This window comes from Acinetobacter sp. ABJ_C4_1, assembly GCF_044538495.1.
Lineage (GTDB): Bacteria > Pseudomonadota > Gammaproteobacteria > Pseudomonadales > Moraxellaceae > Acinetobacter > Acinetobacter nosocomialis_A.
In genome coordinates this window covers 338,540-354,113 of sequence record NZ_JBIUCQ010000001.1, presented here as the reverse complement: position 1 = coordinate 354,113, position 15,574 = coordinate 338,540, and the positions used below count along the sequence as shown (strand labels likewise).

At 36.6% G+C, this 15,574-nt stretch carries 17 protein-coding genes; 6 read left to right on the top strand and 11 right to left on the bottom strand.

What is annotated here, in order from left to right; genetic code table 11:
• Nucleotides 1-15: 15 nt before the first annotated feature.
• The 3 genes from ACIF8R_RS01625 to ACIF8R_RS01615 all read right to left on the bottom strand — a co-directional run bounded on the left by ACIF8R_RS01625 (nt 16) and on the right by ACIF8R_RS01615 (nt 2,747).
• On the bottom strand, nt 16-579 hold the full coding sequence (locus ACIF8R_RS01625; RefSeq protein ID WP_343568437.1) for a lipocalin family protein: 564 nt from the start codon (nt 577-579) through the stop codon (nt 16-18).
• A 96-nt stretch (nt 580-675) separates the two neighbouring features.
• A complete protein-coding gene (locus ACIF8R_RS01620) occupies nt 676-2,079 on the bottom strand; it encodes a heavy metal sensor histidine kinase (protein WP_396478645.1) in 1,404 nt (467 codons plus the stop codon).
• Complete coding sequence (locus tag ACIF8R_RS01615; RefSeq protein ID WP_396478643.1) at nt 2,076-2,747, bottom strand: heavy metal response regulator transcription factor; 672 nt, start codon at nt 2,745-2,747, stop codon at nt 2,076-2,078. Before ACIF8R_RS01615 ends, ACIF8R_RS01620 begins: the two co-directional genes overlap by 4 nt.
• Before the next feature lie 104 nt (nt 2,748-2,851).
• On the opposite strand from ACIF8R_RS01615, the gene ACIF8R_RS01610 reads away from it, so the two are divergent.
• A complete protein-coding gene (locus tag ACIF8R_RS01610) occupies nt 2,852-3,340 on the top strand; it encodes a heme-binding protein (protein WP_396478641.1) in 489 nt (162 codons plus the stop codon).
• 11 nt (nt 3,341-3,351) lie between these two features.
• Nucleotides 3,352-3,753: a hydroxyisourate hydrolase gene (gene uraH / locus ACIF8R_RS01605; RefSeq protein WP_396478639.1), complete on the top strand. Its 402-nt coding sequence runs from the start codon at nt 3,352-3,354 to the stop codon at nt 3,751-3,753.
• A 60-nt stretch (nt 3,754-3,813) separates the two neighbouring features.
• Here uraH and ACIF8R_RS01600 read toward each other — a convergent pair whose 3' ends face one another.
• The 7 genes from ACIF8R_RS01600 to ACIF8R_RS01570 form a co-directional block, all read right to left on the bottom strand.
• The gene (locus ACIF8R_RS01600) at nt 3,814-4,521 is read right to left on the bottom strand and encodes a membrane integrity-associated transporter subunit PqiC (protein ID WP_396478637.1); all 708 of its coding nucleotides are present in this window, start codon (nt 4,519-4,521) and stop codon (nt 3,814-3,816) included.
• Complete coding sequence (locus ACIF8R_RS01595; RefSeq protein ID WP_396478635.1) at nt 4,511-6,178, bottom strand: intermembrane transport protein PqiB; 1,668 nt, start codon at nt 6,176-6,178, stop codon at nt 4,511-4,513. Before ACIF8R_RS01595 ends, ACIF8R_RS01600 begins: the two co-directional genes overlap by 11 nt.
• Nucleotides 6,179-6,185: 7 nt before the next feature.
• Nucleotides 6,186-6,995, bottom strand: coding sequence for a paraquat-inducible protein A (locus ACIF8R_RS01590; protein WP_396478633.1), 810 nt, complete (start codon nt 6,993-6,995; stop codon nt 6,186-6,188).
• Nucleotides 6,992-7,600 (bottom strand): paraquat-inducible protein A, encoded by a 609-nt coding sequence (locus ACIF8R_RS01585; protein WP_396478631.1) that lies wholly within the window; start codon nt 7,598-7,600, stop codon nt 6,992-6,994. Before ACIF8R_RS01585 ends, ACIF8R_RS01590 begins: the two co-directional genes overlap by 4 nt.
• 364 nt (nt 7,601-7,964) lie before the next feature.
• The gene (gene ada, locus ACIF8R_RS01580; RefSeq protein WP_396478629.1) at nt 7,965-9,032 is read right to left on the bottom strand and encodes a bifunctional DNA-binding transcriptional regulator/O6-methylguanine-DNA methyltransferase Ada; all 1,068 of its coding nucleotides are present in this window, start codon (nt 9,030-9,032) and stop codon (nt 7,965-7,967) included.
• A 78-nt stretch (nt 9,033-9,110) separates the two neighbouring features.
• The gene (locus ACIF8R_RS01575) at nt 9,111-10,004 is read right to left on the bottom strand and encodes a DMT family transporter (RefSeq protein WP_396478627.1); all 894 of its coding nucleotides are present in this window, start codon (nt 10,002-10,004) and stop codon (nt 9,111-9,113) included.
• A 207-nt stretch (nt 10,005-10,211) separates the two neighbouring features.
• Nucleotides 10,212-10,778, bottom strand: a complete 567-nt coding sequence (locus ACIF8R_RS01570; protein WP_396478625.1) for an ester cyclase — start codon at nt 10,776-10,778, stop codon at nt 10,212-10,214.
• Between the two features lie 1,242 nt (nt 10,779-12,020).
• Between ACIF8R_RS01570 and ACIF8R_RS01565 the strand changes: the two genes are divergently transcribed.
• Both ACIF8R_RS01565 and ACIF8R_RS01560 read left to right on the top strand, forming a co-directional pair.
• On the top strand, nt 12,021-12,602 hold the full coding sequence (locus tag ACIF8R_RS01565; protein WP_396478623.1) for a TetR/AcrR family transcriptional regulator: 582 nt from the start codon (nt 12,021-12,023) through the stop codon (nt 12,600-12,602).
• Nucleotides 12,603-12,688: 86 nt separating this feature from the next.
• Nucleotides 12,689-13,117, top strand: coding sequence for a hypothetical protein (locus ACIF8R_RS01560; protein ID WP_396478621.1), 429 nt, complete (start codon nt 12,689-12,691; stop codon nt 13,115-13,117).
• 37 nt (nt 13,118-13,154) lie between these two features.
• On the opposite strand, the gene ACIF8R_RS01555 is transcribed toward ACIF8R_RS01560, so the two are convergent.
• Complete coding sequence (locus ACIF8R_RS01555) at nt 13,155-13,712, bottom strand: TetR/AcrR family transcriptional regulator (protein ID WP_396478619.1); 558 nt, start codon at nt 13,710-13,712, stop codon at nt 13,155-13,157.
• Between the two features lie 729 nt (nt 13,713-14,441).
• Here ACIF8R_RS01555 and ACIF8R_RS01550 point away from each other — a divergent pair.
• Nucleotides 14,442-14,951, top strand: a complete 510-nt coding sequence (locus tag ACIF8R_RS01550) for a GNAT family N-acetyltransferase (RefSeq protein WP_396478969.1) — start codon at nt 14,442-14,444, stop codon at nt 14,949-14,951.
• 364 nt (nt 14,952-15,315) lie between these two features.
• A complete protein-coding gene (locus ACIF8R_RS01545) occupies nt 15,316-15,549 on the top strand; it encodes a hypothetical protein (protein ID WP_396478967.1) in 234 nt (77 codons plus the stop codon).
• Nucleotides 15,550-15,574 lie beyond the last annotated feature (25 nt).

Here is a 15,574-nt window from a genome sequence, read left to right as displayed (position 1 = left end):
TAATCAGCAACTTCATTAGTTCGTTTGTTTTGTTTTAATGAGTTTGGACACATCATAGCCATAATATTTTGCTGTTTGCAAATAGGAGTTATATGTCGCCTGATCAATTTGAGGACTACGAGAAAGAATCCATAAATAGTCTGTACTTGGTCCGCCCACTAAAGCGACTTGATAATCTGGATCAACTCTTAACACCCAATAATCACCTTTGGTAAAAGGAATCCATCGGAGGCCAGAAGGTAAAAAGCTTACTTCTAATTTACTGTTACCTTCATTTTGCGGATAAGCTACACCTTCAGATGAAATCACTTCGCCTTTTTTAGTCGTACAACTATTTAAAACGCCCACGGTTTTATCTGCGTTAATGGAATAAGTTGCCGTGGTATTGGCTACACAATTACGCTGAAAAAACATAGGTAAATGGGCAATTTCATACCACTTACCTGCGTATTGATTAATATCGATAGAATCAACAGCCACTGGGTTAGTCGTTAGACCTGCATAAGTACTCAAAGAGGCTGCTAGACTAACTACGGCCAGACCGCTGCTCATCACAAGTGATTTAAATAATAATTTCATCATTACCCTCTTCTATTTATTTCATATGTTTAAACATACGCTAGAGGGTTGTGAACAAAGTGTGAATTTTAAAAATTAAGAAGTGCTATTAAATCGTTAATTTAGAGTCTTTGATGTATTTAAAACTGGAAAATTAAGCTCAAAACACACACCCTTGAGCGTGTTATAAACACGGTATGAGCCATGATGTAAATCCATAATAGAAGCCACAATAGAAAGACCTAAACCACCAGTCTGACTCTCATCAGTTCGGCTTGAGTGGCATTGGTAGAATCTTTCAAAAAGATGCTCTAGTTGATGATCTGCAATTGCAACGCCACCCGTTACCACAGTTAGACTCACCCATTGCCTATGCTCAATCATTTGATTTTGAGATGCGATATAAATAGTTCGCCCTTTACCACCATGAACCAGCGCATTTAACACAAGGTTATAAACGGCTCTTTGAAATAGCTCTGGATCTGCAAATAACTTTTGAGCTTCTAAATTAAAACTAAAGTAACAGTCTTGTTCTTCAGCTTGATATTCAAAAATCTGGCATAACCCTTCTAAAACGTCTTGTATATTTATTTCTTGTTTGTTAACAAGCACCATTTTTTGATCGGCTCTTGCCAAGAAAAGCATGCTATCAATCATGCGTTTTAATCTGTGGTAGTCGTCTAAATGGGACACTAGCAAATCTTCATATTGTTCAACCGAACGTTCGCCAGTTAAAGCAATCTCGGTTTGCCCAATCAGATTATTTAAAGGCGTGCGGAACTCATGAGCGATATCTTCAGAAAAACGGTTGAGCTGCGTATAGCCCTTTTCGATACGCTCAAGCATATGGTTTATATCTTTAGAAAGCAGCTCAACTTCTAAAGGTGAATTTGGGAGGTTTAATCTTTTCTGGAGCTGATTTACGTTAATAGAATGAGTTTGCTTACGAAGCTGTTGTAGCGACCGTAAACCTAAATGACACGCTAAAATGCAAAGCACAAAAATTGCAAACACGCCCCCGACCACATACATCAAAAGACTTTCTTGAAAAGGTAAAAGAATATTGATGCGTTCCGACCATTGTTTACCTGCAATGAGCAAATAGGACTCGTTATTAATTTTTATGGTTTTCCACGCAATTCGTGTTGGATATGAATTGTTGGTTAAATCTTGAAATTGAAGACTGTCGCGCTGTGTAAGTTCAGGTAACTGAATATGGAGCGGATTGATATTAATTAACGTTTTGCGTTTATGAATAAGCAGAAATAAATTGTCTTGGTTGCCAAGCATGTTTTGATACAGCTTAGGACGTGCAATGATTTGCTCTACATTTTCACTGTCTTGTAGCAAAATTTCCAAACGGTTAATTCTGTCTACTAAAGCTTTATCTTGCTGCTTTAATAAAATCTGGTTAATGCCTAAATAGGTCATAAAGCCGACGGAACATAAAATTAAGGCAGAACAAAGCGTGACCAATAATGTAATACGGACTTCAAGCGAACGTAGAAATTTAAAGTTCATAAGCTAACCGATATTTTATAGCCCAAGCCACGTATGGTATGAATGAGTTTTAAGTCATAGCCTTCATCAATTTTGCTTCGTAAACGGCGTACAGCGACATCAATAAAATTGGTATCGGTGTCAAAGTTAATATTCCAAACTTCGGAACCAATTTGTCTGCGCGTCACAATTTGCTCTTTGTTAAGTAACAGATAACGCAACAAATTAAATTCGGTTTTGCTCAGCTCAATTAAGTTTCCATTACGCCATACTTTATGGTTGACCACATCCATTTTTAAATCACTAATAGCTAGCTCGTTTTCTTGCAGATATTGCTGTCGTCTTAACAAACTTTTAATGCGTGCCAACAGTTCAATATAGGAAAAAGGTTTAGCCAAGTAATCATCTGCACCCAACTCCAAACCTTTGACTCTATCCATGACCTGATCTTTTGCCGTTAAGAAAATCACCGGAATTTTTGAAAACTGACGTAGTACTTGTAATACGCTCCAGCCGTCTATGTCCGGCAACATCACATCAAGAATAAGCAAGTTATATTGATCTCTCTTTAGCATTTCCAAACCTTGTAGCCCTAAATGTACGCACTCGGCTTGGTATCCGGATTCTTTTAACCCTTTGACCAAATAAGTGGCGATTTTGATCCCGTCTTCAATAATAAGAATACGCATTTTGTAGAGACTCATTAGAAAAATGACAACTTTGTAATGTGATTGTCATGCTTGAAATTAGGCAATTTGTTTAAGATTTTCAAAGCGACATAGAGGCAATCATTATGAACAAAATAAACTGGCTGCTACTCACAACAGTGCTATTTGCAAATAGTACTTTTGCACAGCCCCCTGCTTTGAATCAAGTTTATTCGTTAGATCTTAAAACTGCCCATCTGCTAGCCGATAGTGCTAAACAGGCATGTAAACAACTAAATCAAAATATTGCGGTCGTTGTTGTAGATCGTGGCGGTAATCCATTAACTGCCGAGCGGCATGAGTTGGTAGGCCCGCATAATTTAATGGCTGCCGAGAAAAAAGCGTATACCGCTTTATCTACCAAAACATCGACCTTAGTTTTAAGCCAAAACAGTAACCAAAACCCCGATGCAAAAAATCTAACCACCGTAGCGAATTTACTTTTGTTAGGTGGTGGCGTACCTGTTCGTTTTGAGAACCAAGTGATCGGCGCGATTGGAGTTGCGGGTGCTGGCGGCGCACAAAATGACAATCAATGCGCAAGCAAAGCCATTGAAACCGTTTTTAACTCATAAGGAGCTTCATCATGCTTAAATCATTTATTGCTTTATCTTCTTTATTTATTGCTTCCGCTACATTTGCCCAGACGAATCCGCTTAGTGTGCATGTGTTGAACTTAGAAACGGGTTTACCCTCTTCTCAGGTTGAAGTCGTTTTAGAAAAAAACACCAATAACCAGTGGGTTAAACTCAACCAGCAAGTGACCGATTCAAATGGTCGTATTACAGCACTCTATCCAGAAAATAAAAAACTAGAGCAAGGCATTTATAAAGTTACCTTTAAAACTGAGGACTGGTTCAAAAAGAACAAACAGCAAACTTTTTTTGTCGAAGTACCTGTCATTTTTAAAGTGGATGGAAGCGTAAATCACTACCATATTCCTTTATTACTTAGCCCTTACGGTTACTCAACCTATCGAGGCAACTAAAATAGAAAACCCCTTTATCTGTTGTACACAAATAAAGGGGTTGGTTAAAAGCGATTCGTTTTACGAACAAACACCATTGCTAATAACTGATTTTTTATTCGAATCTAATGCCACAATTGAAGCGGACACTGTGTTAATAATTTGAGTCATCGCTTCACTTGAAGCATTCACAATCGCATCCATTTTCTTAGCTTTCTGATCAATCGGCTGCTTAAAAGCAATTCGACAATTGAGTTGAGATCCAGCATTGGTAATAACTTTTGCATTATTTGACTCTAATTGAGTCGGCGGTATTTGACGCTTCACCACCCAAGACACCGCAATATTGATATCACGCTTATCTACAATATCAAAATGAGAGAAGTCTGTAGAAACTCGATATAAAGGCTGATTGTTTCCAGCCAGCCCGCTGCTATAACTGTCAATTGCTCCTAATTTTTGTTGCAAACCCGCCGATAAGGTATCGCGTAATTGCGTACTCATGGTTGATGTCCAACGTTCATTATCAAGTACAGTCGATTTACCATTGCTGTCTTGGAGCACCAAAGGCGCACGGTCTAAACGGTCTGGCAGTCCAACCGGTAAAACTTCAATGACTCGAATACTGGAGCTAACTGCTGGAGTAATTTTAGGGCTAATCGTATAGTAATTTGGCGTTGGCGAACTAGAACAGGCTGTCATGGCAACTGCTGTTAAAAGTACCCCACTCCCAAGCAACCATTTGGCTGCTTTAGAGTGCTGAAGTAGTTGGTTCTTTTTATTTTTCATCGTTGGCCTCTGGTCTCTTACCACGAATAATAGATTCAGGATGTTGCTCAATATAATCTGACATGAGTTGTAAAGAAGCAGCCGCACGGGTCATTTGTTGCAGTGCCTTACGGACGTCCTGTTGCAACGGCGCATCGCTCGACAAAATAGACTCGGATGATCTTACAGTTTTACGGACATCATCTAAGGTTGCTTGTAAACTAGGTGCGACTTTACCGTCTAACTGTTTAACCAGCTTGTCTGTAGATTCAATGGCAGTGTTCATATTGTTAAGCGTTTTACGCACATCTTGCCCAATTTCAACTAGTGGGAATTTGGTTAACTTGTCAGCAATTTGAGAAACCTGTGCCTGTAAACCACTTAACTCTGTTGGCGTAGTTGGAATCACTACACGGCCATCTTTCAAGACTTGTAAACTTGCCGGTTTCGCTTTAGGGAACTTATCTAAAGCAATATAGTTTTGACCCGTTAAGAGGTTGCCCGTTCTCATTTGTGCACGCCATCCATGCTCAACAAAATCTTTGAAGATAGTGCTGTTTGGATTGAGTGCTAAGCCATTTTCAACACGTGACGGATAAATAACCGCCTCAACACGCATACGAATCTGCTTATAGTTGTTATAAAACTCTGCATTAATTGATTTAATATTACCAATTTCAATGCCCATGAAGTCGATTGGTGCACCCGCTGCTAAGCCACGTAATGAATGATCAAAATACATAATCACACCACGAGGCTGACCGTCTGGTTCTTTGAGAGCTTCAGATTTTGAATCCCAAAGTGTAAAACTGCTCTTATTGGCGGCTGTAGTCGCATTTGAGTTTTCAGGGAAACCAAAAGCAATACCGCCAGCAACAATGCTCGCAAGCGATTGAGTATCTAAATTAAAGCCTGAAGCATTCAAACTTACATCAATACCACTTGCTTGCCAAAAGCGTGCATCTGTAGTCACAAACTTATCATACGGTGCACGAATAAAAGTCTGAAGCTGCACACTTTTACCGTCGTCAGCTAGCTTATAAGCAGTAATTTGTCCGACGTTAATTCGGCGGTAATAAATCGGTGAACCGATATCCAAAGACCCCAAGTCATCGGCTGTTAAGAAAAACTCTTTACCTGGTACATCGGAAGTAATCACTGGCGGTATTTCTAAACCCGTAAATTCAAGTTTTTTCTCGGGTGACTTACCGCCATCTACTTCAATATATGAACCTGACAATAAGGTGTCTATGCCTGAAACGCCACCTGTCCCAATACGCGGTCGTACTACCCAAAAACGTGAATCTTGCGCGGCAAAGTTGCTGGCATTTTTACGTAAATCAATTCGCGCAATAATATGTGATCGGTCATCGGCTAGATCAATTTGCCGTACAACACCAATATCAACCTGCTTATAGCGCACAGTTGTTTTACCTGCAACTAAGCCTTCTGCTGTGCGAAAAGACACCTCAATGGTTGGTCCATTAGACAGCAGCGCCTTTACAGCCAATGAAAGTGCAATTAAAAGTGCAACCAATGGAACTATCCAAATTAATAGAGGTTTCCACCGATTTTTCTTTTCTTGCGGTTCGGGTAAATCATTCATGTTTTCCAGTTCAACATCTGTCTCATGATGATCTGAGGTATCGCCGGTTGTTTTATTTTCAGACATACTCATTGTTCTTTTATTGACTGGGATTAATAGAATCATTATTCAACGGCGAGTGTTCGTCTTGAATAATTGTGGTTTTTTCCGTAGAAAAACGGTTGGGCTTGTTGGTATTTTGAGACGCATAAAAATTATCCCAAATAATACGCGGGTCAAAACTTAAAGATGCAAACATGGTTAAAACCACAACTGCACCGAAAGCAATAGAACCCGGCCCTGCTAAAATCGTCGCAAGCGATTGAATCTGAATAAGTGCGGTTAATAAAGCGACCACAAACACGTCAATCATGGACCAACGCCCGACAAACTCAACGATACGGTACAGTTTAATACATTGCTCTGGGGTAAATTTCCATGCGGCCGATGACTGTATATATACAACCAATAACAGGAAATACAAAATAAATAGCTTAAGCATCGGAATAAAAATACTGGCCATAAAAATGACCACCGACACTAAATAGTCTCCATTTTGCCAAAAGTAAATCACCCCACTCATAATGGTATCTTTCTGGCTACCTAAAAGTGAGTCGGTTATCGTCATTGGCAGCACGTTTGCCGGTATATACAAAATAGTTGCAGCTACCACCAGCGCAAAAGTACGGTTTAAACTTCCCGGCTTACGCTCATGCAATACACTATGGCATCGAATACAGCGTAAAACTTGATGTTTTTTACCAGCGGCTGTTTTATCTAGTTTTGATGAGTTTAATAAACCACAGCAGTGACACAATATAAGCGAAAGATCTTTGGCTCTTGGATACTGCTTTAGAACCATATCAGTGTTTTCATTTTTCGGTGCGGCCACGTTTTTTATCTTTTTCATAGCGGTGACCTATCAATTTCATTCCATATGTCACTGACCTTTATGGACGTAATATAAACCATCAATAGACTTAAGACCGCAAATGCCCACAAGGCAATTTCCGGAATAACGAGCACCATACCCATTAACTTTACAAGGGTGACCAAAATTCCGATCAGGAATACCTCAACCATTCCCCACACTCTCATAAAATAAAGTGTTCGTAGGGCGCCGACTAAAAACTTTGGTCGTCTTTTAAATATACTGACTGTACCGAGGACATAGCCCAGTAATAACAAATATGAAAGCGGTACAATAAACGTAGTAATTAAAATCAGAACACCCACAAAAGCCCGATCATAATGAAACATGACCCAAACAGCGCCCAGTAACGTGGTTTCGGATATGTTGCCTTGTAGTTCAATTTTTACAATGGGAAAGCTGTTGGCAATAATAAATACAATTAAGGCCGTTAAAATGAGGGCTAACAAAGTAGTAAATGGCTTGGTATGCCGATAAAGCTCCGCACCACAGCAGACACAATAAGCTCTTTTTCCGTAAGCAAGCGGGACTCTACGATAGACGGTATCGCACTCCTCACAACCTGCTAATTCTTTAAGCTTCATAGTTATACTCTAAGGTTTATCTTTTTACTGTGTCACATATCGCTCTTTTTATTACTAAGATAAATTAAAATATAAATCAATCTAAAAGCTATATCAGACAATGGAAATTTTAGAATAAAATTACCGTAGGTGCTGTTCAATATATTGTTGAAACTGCTAAATAATATGTAGAGATTGTGTGGTGGAATTGAAATAGAGACCAAAATTTAAAGGCTTAAGCTCCGGCAATACATCACTTTCTATACGATGAATGTCTGAAGGAATCTGAAAACATGATCTCAAACTTATATCAATACCCACCCGTACAGCAGGCCATAACACTTAAACAGAATTACACCTGTAAAAACAGCCAACTAAAACAAGTTTAGTTCCGAGCCAGTTTTGCTTCTTTCTCTAACAATGCGCGTTTACGTTCCACGCCCCAACGATAACCCGAAATAAAACCATCATTTCGAATAACACGATGACATGGAATAGCAACAGCTAACATATTTGCAGCACATGCTCCTGCAACAGCCCGAACCGCTTTAGGTGAACCTATCTTTTGGGCTATATCAGAATAACTTGCCGTCTGCCCCGCAGGAATTTCTTTCAAGGCCTGCCATACTCTTTGTTGAAATGCAGTCCCTTGAATATCTAGTGGTAAATCTAATCCAATTTGTGGCGCTTCAATAAACCCAACAATATGCGCAATCAGTTGCTCAAACTCATCATCGCACCCAATCAAATCAGCTTCTGGAAATTTATCTTGTAAATCATTTAAAAGCTTTTCAGGGTCATCGCCTAGCAAAATTGCACAAATTCCTTTCTGACTTTGAGCAACTAAAATATCTCCTAAAGAGCACGCTCCTATGGCGAAAAAAATACGTACACCCTTACCACCAGATTTCCATTCTTTCGCGGTCATACCTAATAGCGAATTTGAATTTTCATAGAACTGACTATTTGAATTAAAGCCTGCATTAAATATTGCATCAGTCACACTGATATTTTCGTCTAAGTTTTCTCTTAACTTTTTACTTTTATGCGCATCGGCATAGCCTTTAGGTGTTAGGCCAGTAATTTGCTTAAAAACTCGATGAAAATGATATGCGCTCATTCCTACATGATCTGCCACATCGGATAGAGATAAGTTTTCTTCATGTAGTTCGATGTATCTACAAGCTTTCTCGATTTTTTCTACAAGCTTTGGATCGTGTGCATTCGAGAGTCTATTTTGTATTTTTTGGCTTGCTCGATAACCATTTTTTTCTGCTTGCGCGGCACTTTCAAAGAACACTACATTTTCTTTTTTAGGTAGCCTTTTTGTACTTGATGGCAGACAGTACATACCTGAGGTTTTCACACCATAAACAAAATATGTATCAGCTTCTGCATTACGATCTACAATTGCTTGCCATCTATCTTCGTCTGTTATCCACTGATTTTTCATTTTGCTCACCTCAATTGCAATTTAATCTTTGATGACTCATTTTCGCAACTTTGTTGATAAGCAAAACTCTTGGTATTGCTATTTTAATCTTTTCAACGCAAAAACATTCCAATGCAACTTTACTCCCAGCACACCCAATAAAATTAAACCTGCACCTAAAATTTGAGTACTAGTCAGCACATGATCAAAGAAGAAATAATCAATCACTATGGTCGATATAGGATAAATAAAAGATAAGATCGCAATGTTATTTAAAGGTATTTTCTTAAATGCCGAGTACATTAAATAGTAAAGAAATGCCGTATGTAAAACTCCAAGCCCGAGTACAAAGAGCCATTGTTGACCTATTGGTAGGTTTGCAAAAACTGATATAAATGGAGCCATAACAATAGCCCCACTTAAGGTCTGTATAAGCACAATTAATAACGGCGGTGTGTTAGTTAGTTTTTTAGTAATGAGAACAGATATTGAATACAGTGTTGTAGCAACTAAAACCAGCCCCAAACCGACTAACTGATTAGAGTTCACCGAGGCACTGCCCAAACCTATAATTACGATGAGTCCAATAAAAGCGACTATAGTCCATAGCACATCATTTTTATTTAGCTTTTCATGAAAGACTAAAGCCCCTAAAAATAAAATCACAAACGGGTTTACGTGATAAACAATCGTGGCTAAAGAAATAGAGGTTTTAGGGAAAGCAGCAAACAGCAGAACCCAGTTAAAAATAATAAGTAAGCCCGAAGTCACCATTAAAAATAGTTCTTTTTTGCCAAAGTATACTTTCTTAAAGTGGCCATAGAATAAACAGATGGGTATTAAGCATAGTGCTGATATAAGGCAGCGAAAGAATACGATGTTTATTGGTGATTGACCTGATTTAATCACAAATAGGCCAATACTCCCTGAAAGCAGCATAGCTACAACCATTTCAAGTGTGCCGACTTTTCTTTTTAACTTGTGATCGTCCACAACTTTCTCCAATACCTTTATATCGTTAATTAATTGACTTATTTATATTTATCTAGTCGGCCAGAGTTTCTTAAAATATACCTTTGAATCTCAATAGAAATAAAACCCAGTCTATTTGAATAAACTAGGTTTTTAATAACTTAAGCCCAAAAGTCTAATTTCTTGTAAAACATAGAATTGAGCGTTGTTACTAATGTTCATACACTCTTATTTTTCTAAACCAATTTGCTTCATGAATGCTTGGTTATCCCAAAATAAATATTCCTCATCCATCGTGCCATTCTTCCAATGGCCTACCGTCACCATTTTAAATTTAAATGCTTTACCCGTAGGTGGAATAGTTTTGCCATTACCAATTGGCATAGGGCGGCTAAAATTACCTTCTATCTCACCAATAACACTCGTCCACTCTCCAGAAGCAATGCGTATAGGGTGTGTTTTGATTTTGGTATTAGGGGCAAAAACGAACATTTTTTTTAGTTCAACGATATGATCTGGAATTCCAACCGTCGTACTTCCATCTGGGTAATGCACGCGAATATTAGCAGCATGGCTTTCTTTCAAACGATCCCATTTTTGATTGCTATAAACGTCAAAATCTAAGGTATCAAATTTAATGAGATGTTCCTTACCAATACGTTCTGCTTCTCTATATTGAGCTAGCTCTTTTGCATCTTTTTTTGACAATACCGAATCTGCTTGACTGGCAGTAGTACCCAATGTCATGACTAGGCCTAAAGCGATATGTGTAAATACACCTAATTTTTTCATCATATATTTTCCTGGCAACAATTTGAGTGGGTTTGTAGTTAAACAATTTTCACACTCTTTTAATTATCAATTTATTATTTACAAGCTTTACCAAACCTACTTATTAATGAATGGATAGCTTTTTAGAGTATGCTTGGGATGATTTATGCAGTCAAATACATAAAAACTTGTATGCCAGCTAAAGAGTGAAATAAAAAAATAATTTAATGTTTAAAAGCTTTTATCAAATAATTCAATTACATGATTGCTTTTTATTTAAGCTCATTTTTTAGATTAAAATAAACCCATTATGAACTTAAAGTAAAAAAACCACTAAAAATAAAGCCTTCCATTCTATTTTATTCAATATATTTTAAGTATTAATTAAAAATCAAATATCTAACCATTTTACAAATGTACTGTAAAAAGGATATATGAGGTTATACCCTTTTCAATCTGACAGGAGCTATGAATGATGTCTAAGTATATGTACTAAATGCTTATAATCCTTGCTACAAGCTTCTTCTATAACTTTATTAATGTCACTTTTAGACCAATTCTGTTTGGACGCAGCAAAAATAAAGACTGCTAATAAAACAAACTGATGTTCTCCAAAGCGAAAATAAACATTATTAACCTTTTTCGATGGTTTAAATAAATTCATAGCGGTGTTACATACATCATTCAAGGTTAATAAAATCAAATAATTTAATTATTTATTATATAGTTAATGCAAAATTCAGTATAAAACATATTATCTATGATATTTTTTAATTAAAATTTAGGCACTCTTATATTTATATTTATAAATCAATAATTTAATTACAATTAATTAGATAAACTTTATAAGAGTGAATTTTATTTAATATTTTTAATATATCAACAAAGTTAATTAATTCTCTATTTAATACTTAGTTTCAATGTCTTGAGTAAAATATGGACATGAGTTGGTAAACAGATCAGCTTTGTTGTCATAGCCTGATGAAGAAAAATTGCCCATCTATACATTTTCAAAAACTGATAATTCAGGGATGCATATAAAAATGGTTGTACAACGAATGATGCTAAGTACTCTAAATTTTGATCAATCTTATTAAATTAAACATTACATTTTTATAAATTAGATCATAATTCAACATATGCCATTAAATACATACAGTTCTGTCTTCCTTTTTGTTTAAATTTCATCCATTGCGACTAGTCTAACCGCCCTTCTATAAACTAAAATAACAAACCTAACACTTCCACAAATTGCAATAAACCCTTATGAATGCACAAGTAAAATTAAAAAAACCATCAAAACGAGAAATCATTCTAAGCACTGCAACTCAGCTCTTTATTCAGGAAAGTTATATCGCTGTCGGTATCGACCGTATTATTGCTGAATCGGATATCGCCAAAGCGACTTTTTATAAACATTTTCCATCTAAAGAAGAACTGGTGGTGGCTTGCTTAAAGCAGTTAAAACTCGATATTCAGACTGCTGTAGAAGAGCATATCTCGACACAATCAGTTCCTTTAGAAAAATTAGAACAACTGTATATGTGGTATATCAATTGGGTAAATCAAAATGGTGCCAGAGGGTGTCCATTTCATAAAGCACGTATGGATGTAGGAAGCTTATACCCATCTATTCAAGTTGTGCTAGATGAGTATCGAAATTGGTTATTTGACACCACTACTTCTATTGTTAAGGAATTAGAAATAAAGGACCCTATAACGCTAACTCACCTATTTCTCTCTCTTCTAGATGGCTTAATCAACGGTTCGGTTTGCGAAGACAATCCGATTGAACCAGAGAAAACATGGAATTATATCAATACATTAATTGAGCTAGAGACCATCTAAATCAGACACGATATTCTCTAATCTATTGAATTTATGTCATAGTTTAATCTTAGAGATATAAAATTTAAGCTATTTAGCTCTTTGATATGAAAATCAACTTTGATGTTAAATTCGTTTCTGGTTTAGTTGGATCCTTAAATATTCAAGTGATACCTTTGGATCTAGATAGAAATAAAGATTGTATAGACTCTATAGTTATTGATGAAATTGCTTTTTCACTCGTTGAAAATGTATTTAACCGAGATAAAGAAAAGTTTTTTCATTGGGGAGCTACTTTTATTAGCTCTGAAAAAATTGGAGAAATTATAAAAGATTTATATATGCTTCATTCATTTATAAATCAGTTAGATAAATACGATACAACCTTAAAACTCATTTTCGAAGAAGAAACAGAATGGTTTGCAAACCACTTCAATTTTTTCAAACCACAAGCACTTAACATGATCATAAAAATTACAAAATTTCTTGAGAAAGTCGAAAACGAATATGACGGCATTACCGTATTAGGCGTTTAGCAACCCAAGCCCAATAACTCGGGTTGCTCTGAGTTTTTTAGGCAACTCTCACCAAAAAGTAATCTAACAATTTAGTTTGCTCTTCAATTCTGTCTGAAGTTAAAAGGCCTAAAATTGCCCCATCTATCATAAATACCAAAATCTCTGCTTCTGCATAAGAAACCATTTTTTTAGTTTCGACCATAAGGCAGAACACTTCATTTTTTAGCCAACGCCTATAGCGTACAGCATTTTGGTAAGCGTGAGGATAAAGCGATTTAGTTTCAAAAATCGCTTTAAACAGTAGGTAATAAGCGCTATTTAAGTCGGCATGTAAAAGATAAATTTTTCTAAGTTTATCAGTCATAGTGGAATATTGTGTTGTTTCTAGCACTTCTCTTACTTTTTCCATGAGCGTGTCTTTTTGAAGTAAGAGGCATATTTCAATGAGGCCTGCTTTTGAGCGAAAGTAGTTGTACAGTGTGGCTTTCGGAACGTTGGACTCTTTGGCAATCAGGTCTACACCTGCGGTATGAAAGCCATAGGTTGTAAATAGACGTATAGCCGTTCGAATAACCTGTAATTTCTTGGAAGACGTTTCTAAATAATGTGGCATAGTTTTACCGATTAAAATAATTTTTTGTTGTATATAAAAGAGATAGAAATGCCGTCACTCTTAAATTGAGTGCAAAATACTGGCATGCAAAAGCTGCACAATAATGGTGTGCTCGCCTATCTCGGGTTTATTGTTGCTATGATTTTTAGTCGTAACGATTCTTAAGGCGTAGAAAACCTAGAGTCGATTAAACCGTTTTATAGACTTTTTAAGCGGTATGAGCAGAGAGAATTTGGCGAAAGCCAATAAAGAAGAATTAGTACGCATGTGCGAACTCCTTTGGGTAATAAAGAAGCTTCACCACATTACTGTCAAATAATGGTGGCGAAACGAGAGAAGGTTGACAGACTGATACCCAAAAGATCAGCACACCCGAAGGTGTCCCCCTCCCGTTCCGCCGCAGAGGGGGCACGCAGGGATGCCCACAAAAAAGAAAGTCTTTTTCGTGTGCTTTGGGTATCCGACCTGTCAAAGTCGACTGGCAATGTGGCCAGCAGGCAAAGAATAGTGCTCAACCCTATTACAGTCAAGCATACAAAATGACATTTGTTTTAAAATAGAGCATTAAAAAGTAAAGATAAATAATTAAAATTTATTGTTAAATTGGGGTTTATAAATCTCTTATATAAAGCTCAGTATATATACTTAGTAATAGTTTATTATTTGCTTTAGCTTGAGTCTGAATAATATATTTTGATAACAATTTAATTGATTTGTATAAGGATTATGATGAATTTAGATGATATAAAAATTTCCACTCAAAGGCTGAACTTAAAGCCATTTACAGCAAATGATGCAGATGAAACGTATAACTGTATTACCCCTACACTTACACGCTATTTGGCTTGGGACCCTCAAGCAAGGCATGAATTCGATCAAACTTGGAGTAAATGGCTAAAGAACTTTGCTCTTGGCACTGAAATTATTTTTGTTATTAGAGAGGTATCTTCTCAAGTATTTATAGGTCTTGTTGGTCTACATCGTATGCAAACCAGTAACCCAGAGTTAGGCATATGGATACGCGAAGACTATCACCATCATAGCTATGGTAGAGAAGCTGTAACAGCTGTAGCAAACTGGGCAATTGACTTTGTTAAGCCGGAATTATTTGTTTATCCCGTTGCCGAAGATAACTACCCAAGTCGAAAAATTGCTGAATCTTTAGGGGGCAAAGTAGTTTCAAAGTTTACTGGTCCCAAATACGAAGTTGTAACCTATGAGATTCCTATCAATTACTAAACCCATAGAATAGAAATGGCTGTAAAAATCTGAATACTTTTTAGAAGAAAACTTGCTTAAACAAAAAAGCCAATTCTTTCGAATTAGCTTAATTACAACAGACCAGCTTTACTTGAAAATTGCTTCTTGGTTTTATTGTTCGCAACAATCTTCATCTTTTCTTGTTATAGGCCTAACTTAACTTTTCATTGTGACATTTCGGTTAAAAAAACAGCTTACACTTATATAAAAACAAACTTGATACACAAAATAGTAGTTTTAGCCAACTGGATCACAATTTAAGCAACTTGTATATTTTAAATACATATTCCACTAAACATTTAAGTCTATTATGCTTGAGTTATCTAAGTGTTAAGTATGTATGATGGAACAGCAAACTTTATTACAAGAACTGAACTCTCTCATTGAATACTATTCAAAAAGAACCGATTGCCCACCTACTCGATTACGCATCGGCTATAGAGCGTATGCAAAGCTCATGCAATGCCCGCCTTTTGCAGATGAAGTAATAAACTCGGCGCTAGATCCAAATAAACGAAAATATAAAAAGATAAAGATTAAAATTACCAAAGATGATGATCAATTAGAGCTTGAGTAGTTATATGTTGTGAATATCTCAAATT

Excerpts from the sequence above, each read along its gene's own strand:
- ACIF8R_RS01600 (WP_396478637.1), bottom strand. The coding sequence starts at position 4,521 with ATGAAAAATAAAAAGAACCAACTACTTCAGCACTCTAAAGCAGCCAAA.
- ACIF8R_RS01595 (WP_396478635.1), bottom strand. The coding sequence starts at position 6,178 with ATGAGTATGTCTGAAAATAAAACAACCGGCGATACCTCAGATCATCAT.
- ada (WP_396478629.1), bottom strand. The coding sequence starts at position 9,032 with ATGAAAAATCAGTGGATAACAGACGAAGATAGATGGCAAGCAATTGTA.
- ACIF8R_RS01620 (WP_396478645.1), bottom strand. The coding sequence starts at position 2,079 with ATGAACTTTAAATTTCTACGTTCGCTTGAAGTCCGTATTACATTATTG.
- ACIF8R_RS01560 (WP_396478621.1), top strand. The coding sequence starts at position 12,689 with ATGAAAATCAACTTTGATGTTAAATTCGTTTCTGGTTTAGTTGGATCC.
- uraH (WP_396478639.1), top strand. The coding sequence starts at position 3,352 with ATGCTTAAATCATTTATTGCTTTATCTTCTTTATTTATTGCTTCCGCT.
- ACIF8R_RS01545 (WP_396478967.1), top strand. The coding sequence starts at position 15,316 with ATGGAACAGCAAACTTTATTACAAGAACTGAACTCTCTCATTGAATAC.
- ACIF8R_RS01590 (WP_396478633.1), bottom strand. The coding sequence starts at position 6,995 with ATGAAAAAGATAAAAAACGTGGCCGCACCGAAAAATGAAAACACTGAT.
- ACIF8R_RS01555 (WP_396478619.1), bottom strand. The coding sequence starts at position 13,712 with ATGCCACATTATTTAGAAACGTCTTCCAAGAAATTACAGGTTATTCGA.
- ACIF8R_RS01570 (WP_396478625.1), bottom strand. The coding sequence starts at position 10,778 with ATGATGAAAAAATTAGGTGTATTTACACATATCGCTTTAGGCCTAGTC.
- ACIF8R_RS01625 (WP_343568437.1), bottom strand. The coding sequence starts at position 579 with ATGAAATTATTATTTAAATCACTTGTGATGAGCAGCGGTCTGGCCGTA.
- ACIF8R_RS01550 (WP_396478969.1), top strand. The coding sequence starts at position 14,442 with ATGAATTTAGATGATATAAAAATTTCCACTCAAAGGCTGAACTTAAAG.
- ACIF8R_RS01585 (WP_396478631.1), bottom strand. The coding sequence starts at position 7,600 with ATGAAGCTTAAAGAATTAGCAGGTTGTGAGGAGTGCGATACCGTCTAT.
- ACIF8R_RS01610 (WP_396478641.1), top strand. The coding sequence starts at position 2,852 with ATGAACAAAATAAACTGGCTGCTACTCACAACAGTGCTATTTGCAAAT.
- ACIF8R_RS01565 (WP_396478623.1), top strand. The coding sequence starts at position 12,021 with ATGAATGCACAAGTAAAATTAAAAAAACCATCAAAACGAGAAATCATT.
- ACIF8R_RS01615 (WP_396478643.1), bottom strand. The coding sequence starts at position 2,747 with ATGCGTATTCTTATTATTGAAGACGGGATCAAAATCGCCACTTATTTG.